This window comes from Allobosea sp. P4_E12, assembly GCF_056401655.1.
This window is the reverse complement of record NZ_JBFUIY010000007.1, coordinates 231,616-249,827: the sequence shown is the minus strand read 5'-3', so window position 1 is coordinate 249,827 and position 18,212 is coordinate 231,616. Positions and strand designations below refer to the sequence as shown.

17 protein-coding genes are annotated in these 18,212 nt (G+C 65.5%); 5 read left to right on the top strand and 12 right to left on the bottom strand.

Annotated elements, in window-relative coordinates; all coding sequences use genetic code 11:
- The first annotated feature begins 146 nt into the window (after nucleotides 1–146).
- The 4 genes from AC1DW9_RS11620 to AC1DW9_RS11605 all read left to right on the top strand — a co-directional run bounded on the left by AC1DW9_RS11620 (nucleotide 147) and on the right by AC1DW9_RS11605 (nucleotide 5,418).
- Complete coding sequence (locus AC1DW9_RS11620; RefSeq protein WP_441505849.1) at nucleotides 147–467, top strand: hypothetical protein; 321 nt, start codon at nucleotides 147–149, stop codon at nucleotides 465–467.
- Between the two features lie 94 nt (nucleotides 468–561).
- Entirely contained in the window at nucleotides 562–1,053 is a 492-nt protein-coding gene (locus AC1DW9_RS11615) for a MarR family winged helix-turn-helix transcriptional regulator (RefSeq protein WP_441505850.1), read from the top strand.
- 19 nt (nucleotides 1,054–1,072) lie between these two features.
- Nucleotides 1,073–2,281 carry an efflux RND transporter periplasmic adaptor subunit gene (locus AC1DW9_RS11610; RefSeq protein WP_476776335.1) on the top strand — a complete coding sequence of 403 codons (1,209 nt, stop codon included), beginning with the start codon at nucleotides 1,073–1,075 and terminating at the stop codon, nucleotides 2,279–2,281.
- Nucleotides 2,278–5,418 (top strand): efflux RND transporter permease subunit, encoded by a 3,141-nt coding sequence (locus AC1DW9_RS11605; RefSeq protein WP_476776334.1) that lies wholly within the window; start codon nucleotides 2,278–2,280, stop codon nucleotides 5,416–5,418. The genes AC1DW9_RS11610 and AC1DW9_RS11605 overlap by 4 nt, the downstream gene beginning before the upstream one ends.
- On the opposite strand, the gene AC1DW9_RS11600 is transcribed toward AC1DW9_RS11605, so the two are convergent.
- The 12 genes from AC1DW9_RS11600 to AC1DW9_RS11545 all read right to left on the bottom strand — a co-directional run bounded on the left by AC1DW9_RS11600 (nucleotide 5,381) and on the right by AC1DW9_RS11545 (nucleotide 17,232).
- Nucleotides 5,381–5,779 (bottom strand): methylglyoxal synthase, encoded by a 399-nt coding sequence (locus AC1DW9_RS11600; RefSeq protein ID WP_441505853.1) that lies wholly within the window; start codon nucleotides 5,777–5,779, stop codon nucleotides 5,381–5,383. The genes AC1DW9_RS11605 and AC1DW9_RS11600 overlap by 38 nt on opposite strands.
- Before the next feature lie 32 nt (nucleotides 5,780–5,811).
- A complete protein-coding gene (locus tag AC1DW9_RS11595; protein WP_441505854.1) occupies nucleotides 5,812–6,777 on the bottom strand; it encodes a 2-hydroxyacid dehydrogenase in 966 nt (321 codons plus the stop codon).
- A gap of 28 nt (nucleotides 6,778–6,805) precedes the next feature.
- A complete protein-coding gene (gene ggt / locus AC1DW9_RS11590; protein ID WP_441505855.1) occupies nucleotides 6,806–8,485 on the bottom strand; it encodes a gamma-glutamyltransferase in 1,680 nt (559 codons plus the stop codon).
- Nucleotides 8,486–8,496: 11 nt separating this feature from the next.
- The gene (locus tag AC1DW9_RS11585; protein ID WP_441505856.1) at nucleotides 8,497–9,174 is read right to left on the bottom strand and encodes an RraA family protein; all 678 of its coding nucleotides are present in this window, start codon (nucleotides 9,172–9,174) and stop codon (nucleotides 8,497–8,499) included.
- Between the two features lie 9 nt (nucleotides 9,175–9,183).
- Nucleotides 9,184–9,972, bottom strand: a complete 789-nt coding sequence (locus tag AC1DW9_RS11580) for an ABC transporter permease (RefSeq protein WP_441505857.1) — start codon at nucleotides 9,970–9,972, stop codon at nucleotides 9,184–9,186.
- A complete protein-coding gene (locus tag AC1DW9_RS11575) occupies nucleotides 9,969–10,811 on the bottom strand; it encodes an ABC transporter permease (protein ID WP_476776333.1) in 843 nt (280 codons plus the stop codon). The genes AC1DW9_RS11580 and AC1DW9_RS11575 overlap by 4 nt, the downstream gene beginning before the upstream one ends.
- The gene (locus AC1DW9_RS11570) at nucleotides 10,808–11,863 is read right to left on the bottom strand and encodes an ABC transporter ATP-binding protein (RefSeq protein WP_441505858.1); all 1,056 of its coding nucleotides are present in this window, start codon (nucleotides 11,861–11,863) and stop codon (nucleotides 10,808–10,810) included. The genes AC1DW9_RS11575 and AC1DW9_RS11570 overlap by 4 nt, the downstream gene beginning before the upstream one ends.
- A gap of 19 nt (nucleotides 11,864–11,882) precedes the next feature.
- Nucleotides 11,883–12,944 carry an extracellular solute-binding protein gene (locus AC1DW9_RS11565; protein ID WP_441505859.1) on the bottom strand — a complete coding sequence of 354 codons (1,062 nt, stop codon included), beginning with the start codon at nucleotides 12,942–12,944 and terminating at the stop codon, nucleotides 11,883–11,885.
- A gap of 129 nt (nucleotides 12,945–13,073) precedes the next feature.
- A complete protein-coding gene (locus tag AC1DW9_RS11560; protein WP_113515915.1) occupies nucleotides 13,074–13,898 on the bottom strand; it encodes a creatininase family protein in 825 nt (274 codons plus the stop codon).
- A gap of 63 nt (nucleotides 13,899–13,961) precedes the next feature.
- On the bottom strand, nucleotides 13,962–14,765 hold the full coding sequence (locus AC1DW9_RS11555) for an ABC transporter permease (protein ID WP_441505860.1): 804 nt from the start codon (nucleotides 14,763–14,765) through the stop codon (nucleotides 13,962–13,964).
- The gene (locus AC1DW9_RS11550) at nucleotides 14,762–15,718 is read right to left on the bottom strand and encodes an ABC transporter permease (protein WP_441489843.1); all 957 of its coding nucleotides are present in this window, start codon (nucleotides 15,716–15,718) and stop codon (nucleotides 14,762–14,764) included. The genes AC1DW9_RS11555 and AC1DW9_RS11550 overlap by 4 nt, the downstream gene beginning before the upstream one ends.
- Complete coding sequence (locus AC1DW9_RS11545; RefSeq protein WP_441505861.1) at nucleotides 15,715–17,232, bottom strand: ABC transporter substrate-binding protein; 1,518 nt, start codon at nucleotides 17,230–17,232, stop codon at nucleotides 15,715–15,717. The genes AC1DW9_RS11550 and AC1DW9_RS11545 overlap by 4 nt, the downstream gene beginning before the upstream one ends.
- Before the next feature lie 230 nt (nucleotides 17,233–17,462).
- Between AC1DW9_RS11545 and AC1DW9_RS11540 the strand changes: the two genes are divergently transcribed.
- Nucleotides 17,463–18,179 carry a FadR/GntR family transcriptional regulator gene (locus tag AC1DW9_RS11540; RefSeq protein WP_441505862.1) on the top strand — a complete coding sequence of 239 codons (717 nt, stop codon included), beginning with the start codon at nucleotides 17,463–17,465 and terminating at the stop codon, nucleotides 18,177–18,179.
- Nucleotides 18,180–18,212 lie beyond the last annotated feature (33 nt).

Below are 18,212 nucleotides of genomic sequence, written 5' to 3'. Positions count from 1 at the left end.
TGCTTGCTGCTTCGCCCCGGCCAGAGTTGAGCGTAGGATCGTCTGCGCTGTCCGAGCCTTGCCACCAGGCATAGGCGGGTTTTGACCAGACTTGAGGTGGCGGCCGCCGCCGGCCTCGCAGCCCACGGTCCAGATGGGAGTTCGCGATGAATACAGCCAACCTGCAGCTAGAAGGCCTGCTTGTCGCCGTAGCCGAACTCACGCGCCTGCTGGTTCGCAAGGGACTTGTCGAGGAAGCCGAGGTCGAGTGGGCGCTGGACCGTGCGGAAACGAGCCTCCGCTCCGACCACAGACGCATGGGCCAACTCCGGGAGAGCAATGCCGACGCCGTCACATTCCCCGTGCGCTTTCTGAGCGCCGCCTTGAGGAATACCGGGGACTCCCCGCTCTCCTTCTCGGAACTGGCGTGTCATGTCGGGCAGTCGAAGCCGGCCCGGGTGCCGCAGCCTCCTCACCCTGCATCCTGACATCGGCTTCGACTTCAAATCTCCACCACCGCAACGCCGAAATGCCGCAATCGCCTCCATACCATGAGCTAGCTTATGATATGGAGGCCTGAGCATGCGGCGCCCACTCAAGCGCGAACTCGTTTTCCAGCTTCTCGAGACCTCCCGACAACTGCGCAGCTATGTCGACCAGCGCGCACGGGAAAATGGCACGACCCGCGCGCAATGGAGCGTGCTGGCTCGTCTGCGCCGCGCGGAAGGTCTCAATCAGGCCACGCTCGCCGAGATGCTCGAGCTGCAACCGATCTCGTTGACGCGCCTGCTTGACCGGCTGGAAGGCCAGGAACTCGTCGAGCGCCGCCTTGATCCCCAGGACCGACGCGCACGGCTCCTGCACCTGACCTCTGCGGGTCGAAAGCTCGTTGACGATCTCGATGCGCTGCGCGCAGAGATCGCCGGCGAGGTACTCGACAGTATCGACGAACCTTCTCTCTCGACGACCCTCGCGACACTCGCATCTGTCCGGGACAGGCTGAGGCACGGAGCCCCGGAGCGCGCCGAGACGAAGCCAGCCGCGCGTCGCGTGCCTGCTGGCAGCGCCCTTTGAGTTGCGCGGAGTAGGCTCGATGAAAGGCTCAAAATCACTCTGGGTGATCGCCATTCTCGCCGTGGGCGCCGTCGGCGCCGGCCTGTGGCTGAAGCTCCCAAGCGCAAACCAGGGCAAGGACGGCGGCTCCCGCGCCACCACGACGCGCAGCGAAGCACCCGTTTCGGTCGTGACCGCCAAGGCGACAACGGACGACGTCCCCGTACATAAGCGGGCTATCGGCTTCGTCGAATCCCCTGCGATCGTCACCGTCAAATCGCGGCTCGACAGCCAGATCATGGAGCAGCACGTCAAGGACGGGCAATTCGTTAGGGCCGGCGACCTGCTCTTCACACTCGACGACCGCGATCTGCGCACTCAGATTGCCAGGGATCAGGCTGCTCTCGCCCGCGACCAGGCGACCCATGACCGTGCCCAGGCCGACCTTGCCCGCTTCCAGCAATTGCTGGCGAAGAACGCCGGCACGCAGCAATCCGTGGACCAGGGTATTGCCGATGAGAAGACGGCAGCCGCGACGATCCTGGCGGACAAGGCAGCGCTTGAGTCAGACATGCTCAAGCTGAGCTATAGCAAGATCACCTCACCGATCGATGGACGAGCGGGCGCCGTGCTGGTCACGCCGGGCAATCTCGTCAGCGCCAACAGCGCGGGCCCGGGCCTCGTCACGATCACGCAGGTCAAGCCGATCCGCGTCGCCTTCACCTTGCCCGAACGCGAGGTACCCATGCTGCAAGCGGCGCTCACGGCCGGCAAGGTTCTCAAGGTCACCGCGAAACCCGCCGACTCGCCGCGCCCGCCGGCAGAAGGAACCCTCACCTTCGTCGATTCCAGTGTGGACATCGCTTCCGGCACCATCGCGGCCAAGGCTGCTTTCGCCAATGCCGACCTCTCGCTCTGGCCAGGCCAGTATGTCGATGTCGCAGTCGAGGCCGACAGGCTCGACAATGCCACGATCATTCCGACGGTCGCCGTGCAGGTGGGGCAGAAGGGCTCCTATGTCTATGTCATCAAGCCGGACGACACGACCGACCTGAGGCAGGTCAGCATCGCCCTCGTCGATGGCGACAGGACGGTGATCACGGACGGTGTTGCGGCAGGCGAGCGCGTGGTCGTCGACGGCCAGATGCGGCTCAAGCCCGGAACCCGCGTCCGCGAGCGCGCTCCCCCCGGAGCGGATACCAAGCCCGCGGCAGGCAAGGAGACCATCGCCGACGGAGGTCGGTCATGAGCATCTCTGGCTTCTGCATCCGCCACCCCGTGGCGACCATCCTGATGTCGGTCTCGCTGGTCCTCGCAGGGCTCTTCGCCTATCGCTTCCTGCCGGTCGCGGCCCTGCCCCGCGCCGAATTCCCGGTGGTGAACGTCTCGGCGCAACTGCCCGGCGCCTCTCCCGACACCATGGCGACCTCGGTCGCGACGCCCTTGATCAAACAGTTCGCCACGATCGCCGGCATCGACAGCATTGCGACGACAAATTCCCAGGGCGCAACCTCGATTGCCATCCAGTTCGTACTCAATCGCAACATCGATGCCGCCGCCGCCGATGTGCAGGCCGCGATTGCGCGCGCCCAGAAGCAGCTGCCGATCGAGATGACCGCGCCGCCGAGCTATCGCAAGGTGAACCCGGCCGACGCGCCGATCATCCTGCTCGCGCTGAAGAGCGATATCATCCCGCTCTCGCAACTCGATGCTTTCGCACAGCAGGTGATCTCGCCTGCCCTGTCGACTGTCGACGGCGTTGCGCAGGTCCTGATCTTCGGCAGCCAGAAATATGCGGTGCGCATCCGCATCGACCCGACCGCGCTGGCGGCTCGCGGCATCGGCGTCGACACCTTGCAGAATGCGATCACCTCCGCCAACGACAATTCTCCGGTCGGCACGGTGCAGAACGACCGGCAGCAGCTGACGATCCAGGCCAGCACACAGCTCGCAAATGCAGCCCAGTTCGCCGATGTCATCATCGCCACGCGCAACGGCAAGCCCGTGCGCCTCGGCGATGTCGCGAAGGTGATCGACTCGGTCGAGAATACGCAGACAGCCAGCACCTATGACGGCATGCCGGCCGTCGTGCTCGCAGTGCAGCGCCAGCCCGATGCCAACACCGTCGACGTCGTCGACAGGGTCAAGGCCATGCTGCCGGCGTTCCGCGAGCAGTTGCCGGCGGCAGCGCAACTGGCGCAGCTCAATGACCGCTCGACCTCGATCCGCGCCGCGGTCGAGGATGTTCAGTTCACGCTGGGGCTGACCATCGTTCTGGTCATCATGGTGATCTTCGTCTTCCTGAGAAGGCTCACCGCGACCCTGATCCCGGCAGTTGCCGTGCCGATCTCGATCATATCAACGCTCGCGGCGATGTATGTGCTCGGCTTCTCCATCGACAACATCTCGCTGCTTGGCCTGACGCTCTCGGTCGGCCTCGTCGTCGACGACGCCATCGTCATGCTCGAGAACATCGTGCGGCACATGGAAGAGGATGGGCTCTCAGCCTTTGACGCAGCTCTCAAGGGCTCGCGCGAAATCGGCTTCACCATCATCTCGATCTCGCTCTCGCTTGTCGCGGTCTTCATCCCCGTGCTGTTGATGGGTGGTGTCATTGGCCGGATCTTCAACGAGTTCGCGGTGGTCGTCACCGTCGCGATCCTCGCCTCGGCCTTCGTGTCCCTGACACTGACGCCGATGCTCTGCTCGCGGCTGTTGACCAACGCCGACCAGCACGCTCCCGAGCACGGCCTTGGCCATGTGCTCGAACGCGGCTTTGAGAGCGTGCTCCGCGGCTATGACCGCGCGCTGACTCTCTGTCTGCGTGTGCAGCCGCTGATGCTTGCTGCCTTCTTCGCAACAGTGATCGGCACGGTCTGGCTCTTCCAGACCGCGCCCAAAGGTTTCTTCCCGCAAGAGGATATAGGTCAGCTCCAGGTCGCGACGGAAGCGAGGCAGGATATCTCATTCCCCGCGATGCAAAGGCTGCAGAAGGAGGTTGCCGACGTCTTCCGCAACTCGCCCTATGTCAGCCATGTCGCGTCCTCAGTCGGAGGCGGAGGCGGCGGTGGCGGCAGCGGCGCGCTCAATGCCGGGCGCCTCTTCGTCGAGTTGAAGCCGAGAACCGAACGTCCTGCGCTGCAGACCGTGCTCTCCGACCTGCGCAGGCCGCTCGCACAGGTCGCCGGCATCAACGCCTTCATGACACCGGTTCAGAACCTCAATATCGGCGCGCGCGCCTCCAAGAGCCAATATCAGCTCGTGGTGCAAGGCCTCGACCAGACGCAGATGAACGATTGGGCGCTGAAGCTCGCCGATGCGATGAGCCAGGATCGCGCGACCTTCACCGACGTCACCACCGATCTCCAGAACAACGCCCTGCAAGCGACCCTGGTCATCGACCGCGACAAGGCAAACTCACTGCAGATCGGCGCCGACACCCTGCGCTCGACGCTGTATTCCGGCTTTGGCGTTCGTCAGGTCTCGACCATCTTCACCACCGGAGACAGCTATGAGGTGGTTGTCGAGTTCGACCCCGCTCTTGGCTGGACGGCCGACAAGCTCGACGCGATCCGCGTGCGCGCCAGCAATGGCCTGCTTGTCCCGCTCGGCTCCTTCACCCGCGTCGAGCGCACGGCGGGGCAGCTGACGGTGAACCAGCTCGGCCAGCTTCCGGCGGTGACCATTTCCTACAACCTCCCTGCGGGCGTCGCGCTCGGCGACAGCGTGACCAGGATCAACACCATCAAGACGGAGCTTGGGTTACCGACGACGCTCTCGACGACGCTTGCCGGCACCGCCAAGACCTTCCAGGATTCGCTCGCCAACCAGGGCCTGCTGATCGCCGGCGCGATCCTGACGATCTATATCGTGCTCGGCATCCTCTATGAGAGCTTCATCCATCCGCTGACGATCCTGACCGGCCTGCCATCGGCGGCCATCGGCGCCCTGGCCGCGCTGCGTCTCTTCGGCCTCGACCTGTCGGTGATCGCGATCATCGGCATGCTGATGCTGATCGGCATCGTCAAGAAGAACGCGATCATGATGATCGATGTCGCGCTCGTGCTGCAACGCGAGGGCGTGCCCTCTCAGGATGCGATCCACCGCGCCTGTCTGATGCGCTTCCGCCCGATCCTGATGACGACGCTGGCGGCGCTGATGGGCACCTTGCCGATCGCACTCGGCGCCGGCGCCAGCGCCGAGCTGCGTCAACCTCTCGGCATCGCGGTGGTCGGCGGACTGCTGATCTCGCAGGTGCTGACGCTCTTCATCACGCCGGTGCTGTTTCTCTACATGGAGCGCGTGTCGAAGGCGCTGACCATCGCGAGATGGGCGAACCCGAAGCCGACTACCGCCGCCGTGCGGGAGAGAACACGTCCGACATGATCAATGCGTCGGCCGTGCTTGGGCTGAACGCGGCCGGGATATCGTAGACCAGAACGAGGCGAAGCAGCGCCTTGACGTCCACGTCATGGGGCATGGCGGCAAGCGGATCGGGGAAGAAGATCAGCACGTCGATCTTCCCCTCGGCGATCATCGCTCCGATCTGCTGATCGCCGCCGAGCGGGCCACTCTTCACTGTCTCGACACTGACATCGGGGTGGCTCTGCTTCAGCACAGAACCCGTCGTCGCCGTGGCCACAAGCCGATGCGCGCTCAGAACCTGGATGTTTCGCGTCACCCAGGCCGCAAGATCGGGCTTCTTGCGGTCATGGGCGATCAAGCCGATGCCGAGGCGTTTCGTCATGTCCGCCTTCCCTGTTCCAGCCCCGCGCGGGCTCAGACGACGCTGTCGCGCTCGGGCACGGGCTCGCCGCGCGAGACACGGGCGATGTTGTCGAACATCCGCTTCACCGTCGGGGCGAAATTGTCGGATGCGATCGCCGCCAGATGCGGCGTCACCACCAGATTGTCGAGCCCGAGCAGGGGGCTGTCAGCCGGCAGCGGCTCGATCTCGAAGACGTCCATCGCGGCGCCGGCAATCTCCTTCGCGCGCAAGGCCTCGATCAGGTCGTTCTCGGCGACGACGCCGCCGCGCGCCACGTTGATAAGCACCGCCGTCTTCTTCATCGCAGCGAAGGCAGACTTGTCGATCATGTTCGCCGTCTCCGGCGTCAGGGGGCAATGCAGCGAGACGACGTCGGACTTCGCCAGCAGTTCTGCCAGCGAAGCGTGCTTCGCGCCAAGCTCGACTTCCTCTGCGGCGGAGAGCGGCTGGCGCTTCGAATACAGGATCGTACAGCCAAAGCCCTTCAGCAGCTTCGCGACATTCTGGCCGATGGCGCCAAAGCCGACGATGCCAACCGTCTTGCCGGACAGGGTGAAGGTGTCGCCCGGCAAGCGCCCGCCACGCCAGTCCCCCTTCTTCAACTCGGCATGGCCGAAGGAAATATGACGCAGGGCCGAAAGCATCAGCCCGAGCGTGAACTCGGCGACCGGCACGGCATTGCTGCCCGTGGTGCGGGCAACCTTGATGCCAAGCTGCTTGGCGGTCTGGGTGTCGAGATTATCGACCCCGACGCCCCATTTGTGGAGCAGCTTGAGCTTCTTCGCCGCCTTCAGCACCTCGGCATTGACGCCGACCTGTCCCGCGATCGCGTATTCGGCCTCCGCGATGATTTCCTTCATGTGGTCGTCGCCGCGCGCCGTGCCATGCGTGAGGACGAAACCCGGCGGCAGGAGCGCCCTGAGCTTGTCGGCGCGTTCAGGCGCCATGGGATCGAGGACGACGATGGTTTCTGACATGATGATGGTCCGATTGGCTTGAACGAAATCAGGCAATGGTGAAGCGGACGCCGGCGCGCGCCAGCCCGCCGGAGATCGCGACGGGCGTGCCATCGGCGCGCCAGCAGGCGGCGCCGGTGAGCGTTCCGTCGGAATTGAAGCCGATGGCATTCATGCCGCCGGCGACACGCTGCACGCGTGCGATCTGATGGCCGCGCGCAGTCAGTTCGCTGGCGACCGAATCCGGGATCGCGCTCTCGAGTTCGAGGGCTCCACCCTCCGTCCAGACACGCGGCGCCTCGACGGCCTCCTGCAGGCTCATGCCGTGGTCGATCAGGTTGACGATCGCCTGCAGTGCCGAGGGGAAGATGCGCAGGCCGCCGGGCAGGCCGAGCGCGAAGGCAAGCTTGCCATCGCGCAGGACCATCATCGGCGCCATCGAAGTGAAGACCCGCTTGCCTGGCGCGATCGAGAGCGCGCGGCCGGGATGTGGATCGAAATTATACATATAGTTGTTGGTCAGCATCCCGGTGCCGGGGATCTGGGTGCAGGCGCCGAACAGGCCGTTGATCGTCTGGGTGGTCGCAACCACATTGCCAGCCGCATCCGCTACGGTGACATGAGTGGTGTTCGCGGATTCCCCGGCGCTGAGACCGGCCGCCCAGGCCTTGGTATGGGCCATGTCGATATCGGCGCGGCGCTCATCGGCGTAGGACTTGGCCGTCAGACGCTCGATCGGCACCTTGACGAAGGCCGGGTCCGCAGTCGCCACCGCCCGGTCGGCGAAGGCGATCTTCAGGGCCTCGGCAACGAGATGCACGGCATCGCTCGAGCCGAAGCCGAGCGCACCGATATCGTAGCCCTCGAGGATGTTCAGCATCTGCACGATATGGACGCCGGACGAGGATGGCGGCGGCGGACCGAGGATCTCGAAGCCGCGATAGCGACCCCGAACCGGCTCGCGCTCGATTACCTTGAAGGCGGCGAGGTCGGCCTGGTCGATCAGCCCGCCATTGGCCGCCATGAAGGAGGTTAGCGCCGCGCCGAGCGGGCCATCATAGAGCGCCGAGGGGCCGGTTTCGGCGATCAGCCGCAGGCTCGCGGCATAATCGCCCTGAACCAGCCGCTCCCCCGCCGGCAGCGCCTTTCCGCCGGGCAGGAACAGTTTTGCAAGGCCCGGATCGCGTGCGAGATCCGGCGCGCAATCCGCGATGCAATCGGAGAGATAGGGGCTGACCACGAACCCGCGTTCGGCCAGCCGGATCGCAGGTTGGAGCACATCGGCGAGCGGCAGCGTGCCGAAGCGCGCCAATGCCTCGCACCAGCCGACGAGCGCACCGGGAACCGCGACGGCCTTGGGGCCGACGAGGTTCTCGCGGTCACGCGTATCTCGCGCCTTGCCGACCTCGTGCGACAGCGCCTCATACATGTCGGCACTGGCCTTGCCCGGCGCGGTCGACAAACCGTCAAGCACGAGATGACGACCGTCAGCCAGCCGGATATGGGCAACGCCGCCGCCGAGCACGCCGACCATCATCGGTTCGACGACGGTGAGCGCGAACAGCGAGGCGATGGCCGCATCGATGGCATTGCCGCCCGCGAGCAGCATGTGCGATCCCGCGGCCGAGGCGAGCGGATGATTGGTGACGACCATGCCGCGCGAGCCGGTGGCCGACAGCTTCTCGCAGGTGAAATTGGCGACGCGCGGGCCGCGCAGCTGGGCGTTCATCGTGTCTGTCCTCAGCCGTTCTGCTTCAGCGCCTCGAGCACCATCTTGGTGGCGCCGGAGATGTCGCCAAGCTTCTCGCCGGCCTTGACGCGCGCCTGAGTGCGCTCGCCACGCTCCTGCCGGGCCAGCGCCGCGTCGGCAATCGCCTCGGCCTCTCCTGCCGGCAGCACCAGCACGCCGGACTCGTCCGCGAGGATGATGTCCCCGGCCCTTACCGCGACATTGCCGCAGGAGATCGGCAGGTTCAGCGTGCCGCCGAGATTGTAGAGCCGGGTCGTGATCGGCGACATGCCGCGGCACCACATCGGGAAATCGCTGTCTTCGATCTCGGTCAGATCCGTGCAGGGGCCATCGACGATGCCGCCCATCGCGCCGGCCGCCTTGGCCGCCACGGTGACGCCGCCGCCCCAGCAGGCATGCTTGTCATCGCCGAGTCGATCGACCACGAGGATGTCGCCGGGGCGCAGAAGCCCGAGCGCGTGGTGCAGCAGCGTCGAATCCTGCCCGGGAATGGCAAGCGTCACGGCTGCGCCGGCGATACGCTTGTTGCGCAGCAAGGGCTGGATGCCGCGGTCCATGAATCCCCAGTGCTGGGAATGGCCGATGGTGGCGGTTTCGACGCGGCTGAGCTTCTCGGCAAGGGCCGGCGAGATCTGCTGCGGCATGGGTTCGATGCGGTAGTCGGGCATGGTTCTCTCCTATTGGCCGACGGCGCGCGCGACGCCGACGAGACGTTCGACCAGAACGACGATGATGAGGGTCGCGACGATCAGGATCACCGACAGGGCCGCGACGAGCGGATCGGTGCGTCCTTCGACATAGCGCACCATCTCGACCGGCAGCGTCGAAGCGCGCGGACCGGAGAGGAAGAGCGAGATCACGGTCTCGTCGAAGGACAGCAGGAAGGACAGGGCACCGCAGGCAATCAGGCCGGGCGTGGCAAGCGGCAGCGTCACGCGCCAGATCACCCGCCAGGGCTTCGCGCCCAGCGTCGCGGCAGCCGCTTCGATATCATCCGGCAGCGTCGAGAACGCCGTCGTCATCATCCGGATCACGAAAGGCAGGGTCACGGTCATGTGGCCGAGCACAAGCCCGGGCAAGGTCGCAGTCAGCCTGAGCGGGGTGAAGAACAGCAGAAGCGCGAGGCCGACAATCAAGGTGGGCAGCAGCAACGGTGCGAGAAAGAAGTTCTTCAGCGCCTCCTGGCCGCGAAACCGCCCCTTGTCGAGCGCCAGCGCCGCCGGCACGCCAAGCAGCAGCGACAGCGCCGTGACCACGCAGGCGATCTGAGCGCTGAGGACGACGGCATTCAGCAGCGGTGTGTTGCCGGCGAGTTGCTGGAACCAGCGCAGCGAATAGCCGGACGGAGGGAACAGGATGAAATTGTCCGCCGAGAAGGCGAGTGCCACGACGACAACGATGGGCGCCAGGATCAGGGCGTAGACGATACCTGCGAGCGTCGAGAGGACGGGTCCGGCGCCATTCATCGTTGCAGCCTCCGCGCCGCGACATTGGAGAGCACCAGCAGCGCCAGCAGCAGCACGAGCGTATAGATCGCCAGTACGGCGGCGACCGGCCAATTGGTGTTCGTCGTCGCTTGCTCGAAGATCTCCGTCGCCAGCACGAAGACCCGACCGCCGCCGAGCAGTTTTGGCGTGATATAGGCCGACATCGAGAGCACGAAGCCCAGGCCCGCCGCGAGCGCGAGCGCCGGCAGGCTCAGCGGCAAGGTCACCCGCAGGAACGTGCGCAGCGGCGTGCAGCCCAGGCTGCGCGCCGCCTCCTCCAGCGTGCGGTCAAGCCGGCCGAAACCGGCGAGCAGCGCGAGGATCATGTAGGGCATGATGCTCTCGGCGAGGCCGATGGTGACGCCCGTCCAGTTGAAGACGAGGCGCATCGGCGTCGAGATCAGCCCAAGCCACTGAGCAAGGGAATTGACGAGCCCACGATCGCCCAGGATGGCGAGCCAGCCGAAAACACGCACCACGCCGGAGACCAGCATCGGCATGATCGCGATCACGGCCAGCAGGCCACGAAAGCGCGACTGCGTCCGGAACAGGAACAGCGAGACCGGATAGGCCATGCACAGCGCGATCAGTGTCGCGCTCAGAGAGAGCCAGAGCGAGTTGAGCGTCAGCTCGATCGTGAAGGAATCAGCGAGGACTTCGCTGGTCGTCTTGAGCGACCAGGCCTCGATCATCGCCCCCGTCGGCCCGACCTCGTTGAAGGCGGTGCGAAACAGGCCAATGGTCGGCCAGACATAGACGGCGAGAAGAAGGAGCGCCGCCGGGACGACCAGCCAAGGCAGGCGCGAGCCGGCGGTCATGTTGCCTCGCGCGGGAAGAGCAGCGTGTCTCCGGCCTGCCAGAGCACGGCGACCTCGGTCCCGGCCGCTGGCGGCTTCGTGCCGGATTGCATCTCGACGCTGAGCTGCCCCCCTGCCCCCTCGACGATGACCTCGACATGATCTCCGACGAAGACGCTGCGCAGAACCCGGCCGGTCAGCCGAACCATGCCCTCGCCGGACGGTTCACCGGTTGAGGCGAGCCGGATGCGCTGCGGCCGCACGAAGACGTCGATCTCGCCGCCGGCCGGAGCGGTGGCCGGCAAGGTCACTCCCCAGACGCTGATGGCGCCCGCCTCATTTCGCAAGGCCGGCAGCACATTGGCGCGCCCGACGAAGTCGGCGACGAAGCGGGTCGCGGGCCGCTCGTAGATATCCTCCGGCGTGCCGATCTGTTCGATCCGCCCGCGCTTCATCACCGCGATCCGATCGCACATCGTCAGCGCCTCGACCTGATCGTGCGTGACGAAGAGCGTGGTGATGCCGAGCGAACGCTGGATGTCGCGAATCTCGTGGCGCATCGCGTCACGCAGCTTGGCGTCGAGATTGGACAGGGATTCGTCGAGCAGCAGCACGGACGGGCGAATGACGAGCGCCCGCGCCAGCGCCACGCGCTGCTGTTGACCGCCTGACAATTCGCGGGGGCGCCTGCCCTCGAGGCCGGCAAGGCGCACCATGCCGAGCGCCTCTTCGACGCGCCGCGACGTCTCAGGGCGCGGCACGCGCCTTTCCTCGAGACCGAAGCCCACATTGCGGGCAACGCTCAGATGCGGAAACAGCGCATAGGACTGGAAGACATAGCCCATGTTGCGCTTATGAGCCGGCTGGCGCGTGATCTCGGCACCGTCGAGGCGGATCGAGCCCGCGTCGGGATCGATCAGGCCGGCAAGCATGCGCAGCGTCGTGGTTTTGCCGCAGCCGGAGGGGCCGAGGAGAGCGACGGCCTCGCCCTTCTCGACCGAAAGCGCGACGTCATCGACGGCGACGGAATCGCGGTAGCGCTTCTGCAGGCCGGCGAGTTCGAGATAGCTCATGGCAGGCTGCGATCCCGGCTCAGCGACCTGCCGCAGCGATGACTTCGCGCCGCCAGCGATTGTTCCACTGGTCGCGCATCTTCAGAACCTCGTTCCAGTCGACGCCGATCATCCGGCCCCGGCTTTCCGGGGCGGCAGCGGTGCGCGCCAGCGCCTTGGCGTCGATCGCTGCCTTGGCGTTTGTCGGCGCATAGAACATCCGCTCGGTGAAAGCCTTCTGCGCAGCTTGCGCCAGCGCAAAATTGACGAAGGCAACCGCGGCGGCCCTGTTCTTCGAGCCGGCAGTGAGGTTGATGGTGTTGATCTGGAAGACCGATCCTTCAGGCGGCAGCAACGCGGCGATCTTGCCGCCGGTCTGGTCGCCATAGAGCTGCGCACGGGCGTTCCAGCCGGTCGCGACTTTCACCACTCCGTTCAGGATCAGCGAATAGCCATCGGGATTGGGCTCGAACGTATTCACCGAAGGGGCGAGAGCGCGCAGCTTCTTGATCGCCGCATCGATCGACTTGCGGTAGTCGCCGCCCTCCATCTTCTCGACCATTGCGGTGAGCGCGAGCCCCTGGATGTTCGGCGGCGCCGCAAGCGCGACCTGCCCCTTGAGGTCCGGCCGCCAGAGATCGGCGAGCTTCTCGATCGGCGGCTTCAGATTCTGCGTGTCATAGACGAGCACGAGATGGTCGAAGGTCACGGCCGGGCCGTAATCGCCTCCGGCCGCGCGGGCCTCCGGATGGAGTTCGTTCAGCGACGGAACTTCGGAGGGCGTCAGCTTCTCGAACAGTCCCTCGATATTGCCGATGCTGGAGGTGGTGACATCCATGATTGCCACATCGACCTGCGGATCAGCCTTCTGGGCTCGGACGCTGCCGACCATCTGGGCCGAGGTGCCGCCCGGCACATAGTTCACCTTCACGCCGGGAAAGGCCTGCTGGAACGGCTCGACCACCGCCTTCACGTAGTTGTCCTGGAAGATCCCGGAATAGGACATCAGCGTGATCGAGCCGCTGAGCCCCTGGGCCCTGACGAGAGCCGGAGCGGCGATGGTCGCAAGCCCGGTCTGAAGAACAAGACGACGTGTCGGCATGGAAGCTTCCCCTCTTGTCATGGCCGCATGCGAGGCAGCCGCAATGTCGTAGCCAGCGCCCACCGGCTTGTCATGGCGCGGCGGCGCTGGAGACCCATGCGCCGCCGTAGGGATATCAGCGGGGCAGGCTCAGCCGTCGACCTTGCTGGCGAAATGGGCCACGAAACGGGCGCAGATCTCGGTGAGCTTCTCGGAGAGCGCAGCCCCCGTTTCAGCCGAGCACAGCTTCGGATCCCCCTTGGCGACGCCAAGATTGTAGACCTCGTCATACTCATTGGGCATCGCCACCTCGGCGCCCTCGAAGCTCGCCGTGCCAAGCCCGGTGAACTGCAGGTCGAGCACGGGATCGCGCTTCAGCGGCTGGCCAGCCGGGATCAGGTCCTTGCGCATCAGCTCCGGGAACAGGTGCAGCCCGAGGCTGGTCAGCGGATCGGCACCATGTCCAGCGACCGCAGCCGCCTTCTCCGCGCCGAGAATGCCCGGCAGCAGCCCGTAGGCGATGCGCCAGAGATAAAGGCTCGGCAGGACGATCTGCTCGCGCTGGTAAAGCTCGCGCGCCACGTCGGAGATCGGGCCGACATTGCCGCCATGGCCGTTGATCACGATGATGCGCGTCAGGCCATTGCGATGCAGTGAATCCACCATCTCGGCGATCACCGCCGTCAAGGTCGATTGCGAAATGGCAATGCCACCGACCATCGGACCGAACCAGTCGGCGCCGCCGAAGGGCAGGACGGGAGCAACCAGCGTGCGCACGCCGCGCTCCGAGGCGCGGATGGCCGCGAGCTCGGCGATCTTCTCGGCGAGAAGATAGTCGCCCATCGGTGCGTGCGGGCCCTGATCCTCATGGCTGCCCATCGGCAGCAGGATGACGGGGTTCTCTTCGAGGATCTCCCGTGCCTCTCCGCCGGTGATCGTGCCCATGTGAACGAGGGGAGTAGTCTTGGTGGCCATTGGCTTCATCCTGGATATGCGAGGGAGTTCGCGGTGAGGATCGTCATGGGAAGGCTCTGCCTCTCAGCGGTCGGCGGTTCGGGGATCGACCGCGTCGCGCAGGGCATCGCAGAGCAGGTTGATGGCGAGGATGGTCAGCGTCAGCGCCGCGCAGGGCCAGAGCAGCAGCAGCGGCGCCTGCTCCATCGTAGCGCGCGCGCCCCTGATCATCAGTCCCCAGGAGGGCGCCGGCGGAACGACGCCAAGTCCGAGAAACGACAGGCCGCTTTCGATGACGACAGCGGCCGCCACTGTCAGGGACAGCTGCACCAGGAGCGGGCCGGCAATATTGGGAAGCACGGTGCGGAGCAGGATACGTCGGGGCGTGGCGCCGAACGCCCGCGCCGCCTCGACATATTCGCGCGACCGCACCGCGAGCACTTCGGCATAGGCCACGCGTGCGAAGCCCGGCAGATAGAGAACCGACAGGACCAGGACCAGCGTCGCCGCGCCCGGCCCGAGCAAGGTGACGACCAGCAGGGCGAGCAGCACCGGCGGAAAGCACATGATGATCTCGACGCTGCGCACCGTCAGGAACGCGCCAAGCCCCTTGCCCCAGCCCCCGATCAGGCCGATCGCGGTGCCGACTGTTCCCGCAACCAAGGCAGCGACGAAGGCGACGCCCAGACTTGTGCGCGCGCCCCAGATTAAGCGCGACAGCACATCGCGGCCGAATTCGTCACGGCCGAGCCAGGAGCCTGCGCTCGGCGCAGCGAGCCGCCGGGCAATGTCCTGCCTGACCGGATCCGGCAGGCCGAGAAACGGAGCGGCGAGAGCGATGAAGATAATCAGCGCGACAAAGGCGCCGGGAAGCCAGAGCCGTTTCATCCCGCCTGCACCCTCGGATCAACGATCGCGTGAAGAATCTCGACCACAAGGTTGATCAACAGGAACAGAACCGAGATGGTAAGAATGATACCGACCACCATCGGATAGTCGCGCGCCTCGACGGCCCGCAGCAGCGGCGTCGACAGGCCCGGCCAGTTGAAGACGTATTCGACGAGCACGGTGCCGCCCAGCAGGGTTCCCATTTGCAGGCCGAGTACGGTCAGCACCGGGTTGAGCGCATTGCGCAGCACATGGACGACCAGGATGCGCGCCTGCGAGAGGCCCTTTGCGCGAGCGGTGCGGACATAGTCATTGGCGAGTGCATCCAGCATCGAGGCGCGCGTCATCCGGAACAGGATGGCGGCCAGCCCCTTGCCGACTGCGATGGCCGGAAGCGTAAGCAGTTTGAGATGCTGGACCGGGTCCTGTGTGAAGGGCACGAACCCGCCGGCCGGCATCAGCCGCAGGGTCTGCGCCATCAGCAGCACGAGCAATGTGCCCACCACGAAAACCGGCACGGCCAGCAGGAGCGCTGTGACGCCAGAAGCGATGCGATCGAAGCGCCCGCCCCGATGAAGGGCCGCATAGACGCCGGAGGGCACGCCGACCGCGATACCGATCAAGGTGCCGGCAAGAATGAGCTCCAGCGTGCGCGGCAGGCGCAGCGCGATCTCGCTCAGCACCGGATAATCATCGACCAGGGAATGCCCGAGATTGCCTTGCATGAGGCCGGCGAGGAACGCGCCATACTGCGCAAGCAGCGGCCGCTCGAGCCCAAGCTTTTCACGCAACTCCGCGACAGCCGCTGGATCGGGTGAGATCCCTCCCGTCGAAAGCAGCAATTCGGCGGGGTCGCCCGGCACCATGTGCAGGGCGAGAAAGACGATCGTTGCAACGACCCAGGCGAGGCCGAGCGAAACCGCAAGGCGGCGCGCGAACCAGGTCACGCTCATCCGAAATAGGTCTCTTCGAGCGTCGCGCCCGATGAGGTGGTGAGCGCGCCGGGCAGGTTGGTGAAGCCCATCACGCTCTTGTCCATGCCATAGCCTTGCGAGCGCCAGGCGAGGCCGACCAGGGGTACCTCCTCGAGCGCCGCGCGCTGCATCTCCTTGTAGATCTCGACCCGCTTGGCCTGATCGAACTCGGAACGCCCCTTGGCGAGTGCCGCAATCGTGCGCGGAGCATCGACCTTGAAAGAGCGGCCATGGGTCGGCGACAACGAAGTGTCGAGGACCACGGTAAGGCCATCAGGGTCGTTGTTGTCCGACGAGACGCCGTGGATCGCCATGTCGTACTGGCCGCGCGTGCCGCGGCTCACCCGGGTCGACCAATCCGGCAGCTGCAGCTCGCACTGGATGCCGACGGCGGCCAGATGCTGCTGCACYACCTCGGCCGTATCCTTGTGCATGCCGAACTGCGAGGTGGCGAGCAGCGTCGACTGGAAGCCGTTGGCGAACCCGGCCTCGGCGAGCAGCGCCTTTGCCCGGGCCGGATCATAATTCCAGCCATGCGCCAGTTCCTTGTCATACCAGGGCGTGCCTTCGACGATCGGCAGGCCCTCGAGCGGCTTGCCGCGCCCGAAGAAGGCGGCCTTGACGATATCGTCGCGCTTCACGGCATGGGCGATGGCCCGGCGCACGCGGGGATCGTTGAAGGGCGGCTTGGTGCCGTTGAAGAGGATGTCCATGAACGGCCCCTCGACCGAATCGAGCTTCAGCCTGGAGTCGGCCTCGACCGCGGACATCGACTGCCACGGCACATACTCGATCATGTCGACATCGCCGGACTGCAGCGCGGCGAAGCGCAGGTTCTCGTCGGCATAGACGACGAACTTGATGCCCTTCACCTTCGGAAAACCCGGCTTGTAGAACTTGTCGAAGGCGACGAGATCGAGCGAGGTCCCGCGCTCCTGTCCGGCCAGTTTGAAGGGGCCTGCTCCGACCGGCTCGTTCGGCGCCGATTTCCGCCAGATCACGAAAGTGTTGTAGTTGCCGAACCAGCTCGGCAACGTCGCCTGCGGCAGCGTGGTGACAAGCCGGATGGTCTTCGGGTCGGGAATCTCGATGCGCTCGATCCCCTGAAACTGGGTGCGCATATAGGCGGTCGACTTCTCGCCGGCGATCTGCTCGATCGACCACTTCACGTCCTCGGCCGTGACCGGTTCGCCATTATGAAAGACGCAGCCCTGCCGCAGCTTGAAGACCCAGGCGCCATCGCTGTCGCGCGACCAGGACTCGGCCAACTCGCCTCGCAACTCGCCCTTGCTGTCATAGGACACGAGGCTGCGATGCGTGAGCATCTTCACCGTGCCGGCCGACGCCCCGGTGCTGACCCAGGGCTGAAGATTGGGCGGAAAGGCGGAAAGCCCGTAGCGCAGGATACCGCTCGCACGCTGCGCGCGCCCCGGCATCGACATGAACGGCAGGGCAAGCCCGGCCTGGAGGATGGCACGACGCGTCGTGGTCATGAAACGATCTCCCCGCACCGGGCCTCGAAGGTCGCCGGTCCCTTTACAAGTAGCGAGTTGAAAACTTGTCTGTCAACGCACGCCTTGCGTGATTATGCGCCCCTGCACGCTCAAAAATAGCGCGATTCGATAGTCGTAGAGCCAGGTCGCTTTGCAGGTGCAGCAAAGTATGTAAATCTGTTTACAAGTGAACTTGCCAAGTTCGTGATGACCTGGAACAGAAGGCGCCCGTGTCTCACCGCCCGAAACTGAGCGACGTACTCTATGCAGACATGCTTGAGCGCCTCCGGCGCGGCGAAGTCTTCGCCGATGGAAAGCTGCCCTCGGAGAACGAACTGAGCCAGGAGTTTGGCGTCTCGCGGCCGACGGTGCGCGAGGCATTGCGGCGCCTGCGCGATGACGGCCTGATCCATTCCCGGCAAGGCGCCGGCAGCTTCATCGCGGCAGTGCAACCGCAGCTGACTGCGCCGCCGCCCCGCGCTCCCCTGAGCAAGGACGAAGGCATTCGCACGATCTCGAATGTCAGACGCGTCTATCAGTTCCGGATCGCACTCGAAGGCGAGGTTGCCTATGCGGCCGCGCTGCATCGCAGCGAGGCCGATATCGCCGCGATCCAGAAGGAACTCGACGCGATCCACCTCGCGATCAAGACGGGCCGGATCGGCGTCCAGCAGGACAGCGATTTTCACGCAGCGATCGCACGGGCAACCCAGAACCCCTATTTCGAGGCCGCTCTGGCCGCTGTGAGGTCTCAGGTCGATTTCGTCATCGACCTCGCCCGCAGCTTCTCCGTTCTGCAATCGGCCGAGCATCTCGCCATGGTTCAGCGCGAGCATGCGGCCGTCTTCGAGGCCATCCGCGACGGCGACGGCGTCAGGGCGCGCGAGGCGATGCAGGCCCATATCCGCAATGCCCAGGAACGGGTCTTCGACGGCATCCATTTCTGAAGATCCACCGGACGGAGCCTACGGCTCACTCAA

Coding starts and splice junctions, on each gene's coding strand:
- AC1DW9_RS11610 (WP_476776335.1), top strand. CDS start 1,073: ATGAAAGGCTCAAAATCACTCTGGGTGATCGCCATTCTCGCCGTGGGC.
- AC1DW9_RS11575 (WP_476776333.1), bottom strand. CDS start 10,811: ATGACCGCCGGCTCGCGCCTGCCTTGGCTGGTCGTCCCGGCGGCGCTC.
- AC1DW9_RS11585 (WP_441505856.1), bottom strand. CDS start 9,174: ATGCCCGACTACCGCATCGAACCCATGCCGCAGCAGATCTCGCCGGCC.
- AC1DW9_RS11595 (WP_441505854.1), bottom strand. CDS start 6,777: ATGTCAGAAACCATCGTCGTCCTCGATCCCATGGCGCCTGAACGCGCC.
- AC1DW9_RS11560 (WP_113515915.1), bottom strand. CDS start 13,898: ATGGCCACCAAGACTACTCCCCTCGTTCACATGGGCACGATCACCGGC.
- AC1DW9_RS11605 (WP_476776334.1), top strand. CDS start 2,278: ATGAGCATCTCTGGCTTCTGCATCCGCCACCCCGTGGCGACCATCCTG.
- AC1DW9_RS11565 (WP_441505859.1), bottom strand. CDS start 12,944: ATGCCGACACGTCGTCTTGTTCTTCAGACCGGGCTTGCGACCATCGCC.
- ggt (WP_441505855.1), bottom strand. CDS start 8,485: ATGAACGCCCAGCTGCGCGGCCCGCGCGTCGCCAATTTCACCTGCGAG.
- AC1DW9_RS11570 (WP_441505858.1), bottom strand. CDS start 11,863: ATGAGCTATCTCGAACTCGCCGGCCTGCAGAAGCGCTACCGCGATTCC.
- AC1DW9_RS11550 (WP_441489843.1), bottom strand. CDS start 15,718: ATGAGCGTGACCTGGTTCGCGCGCCGCCTTGCGGTTTCGCTCGGCCTC.
- AC1DW9_RS11615 (WP_441505850.1), top strand. CDS start 562: ATGCGGCGCCCACTCAAGCGCGAACTCGTTTTCCAGCTTCTCGAGACC.
- AC1DW9_RS11620 (WP_441505849.1), top strand. CDS start 147: ATGAATACAGCCAACCTGCAGCTAGAAGGCCTGCTTGTCGCCGTAGCC.
- AC1DW9_RS11555 (WP_441505860.1), bottom strand. CDS start 14,765: ATGAAACGGCTCTGGCTTCCCGGCGCCTTTGTCGCGCTGATTATCTTC.
- AC1DW9_RS11600 (WP_441505853.1), bottom strand. CDS start 5,779: ATGACGAAACGCCTCGGCATCGGCTTGATCGCCCATGACCGCAAGAAG.
- AC1DW9_RS11580 (WP_441505857.1), bottom strand. CDS start 9,972: ATGAATGGCGCCGGACCCGTCCTCTCGACGCTCGCAGGTATCGTCTAC.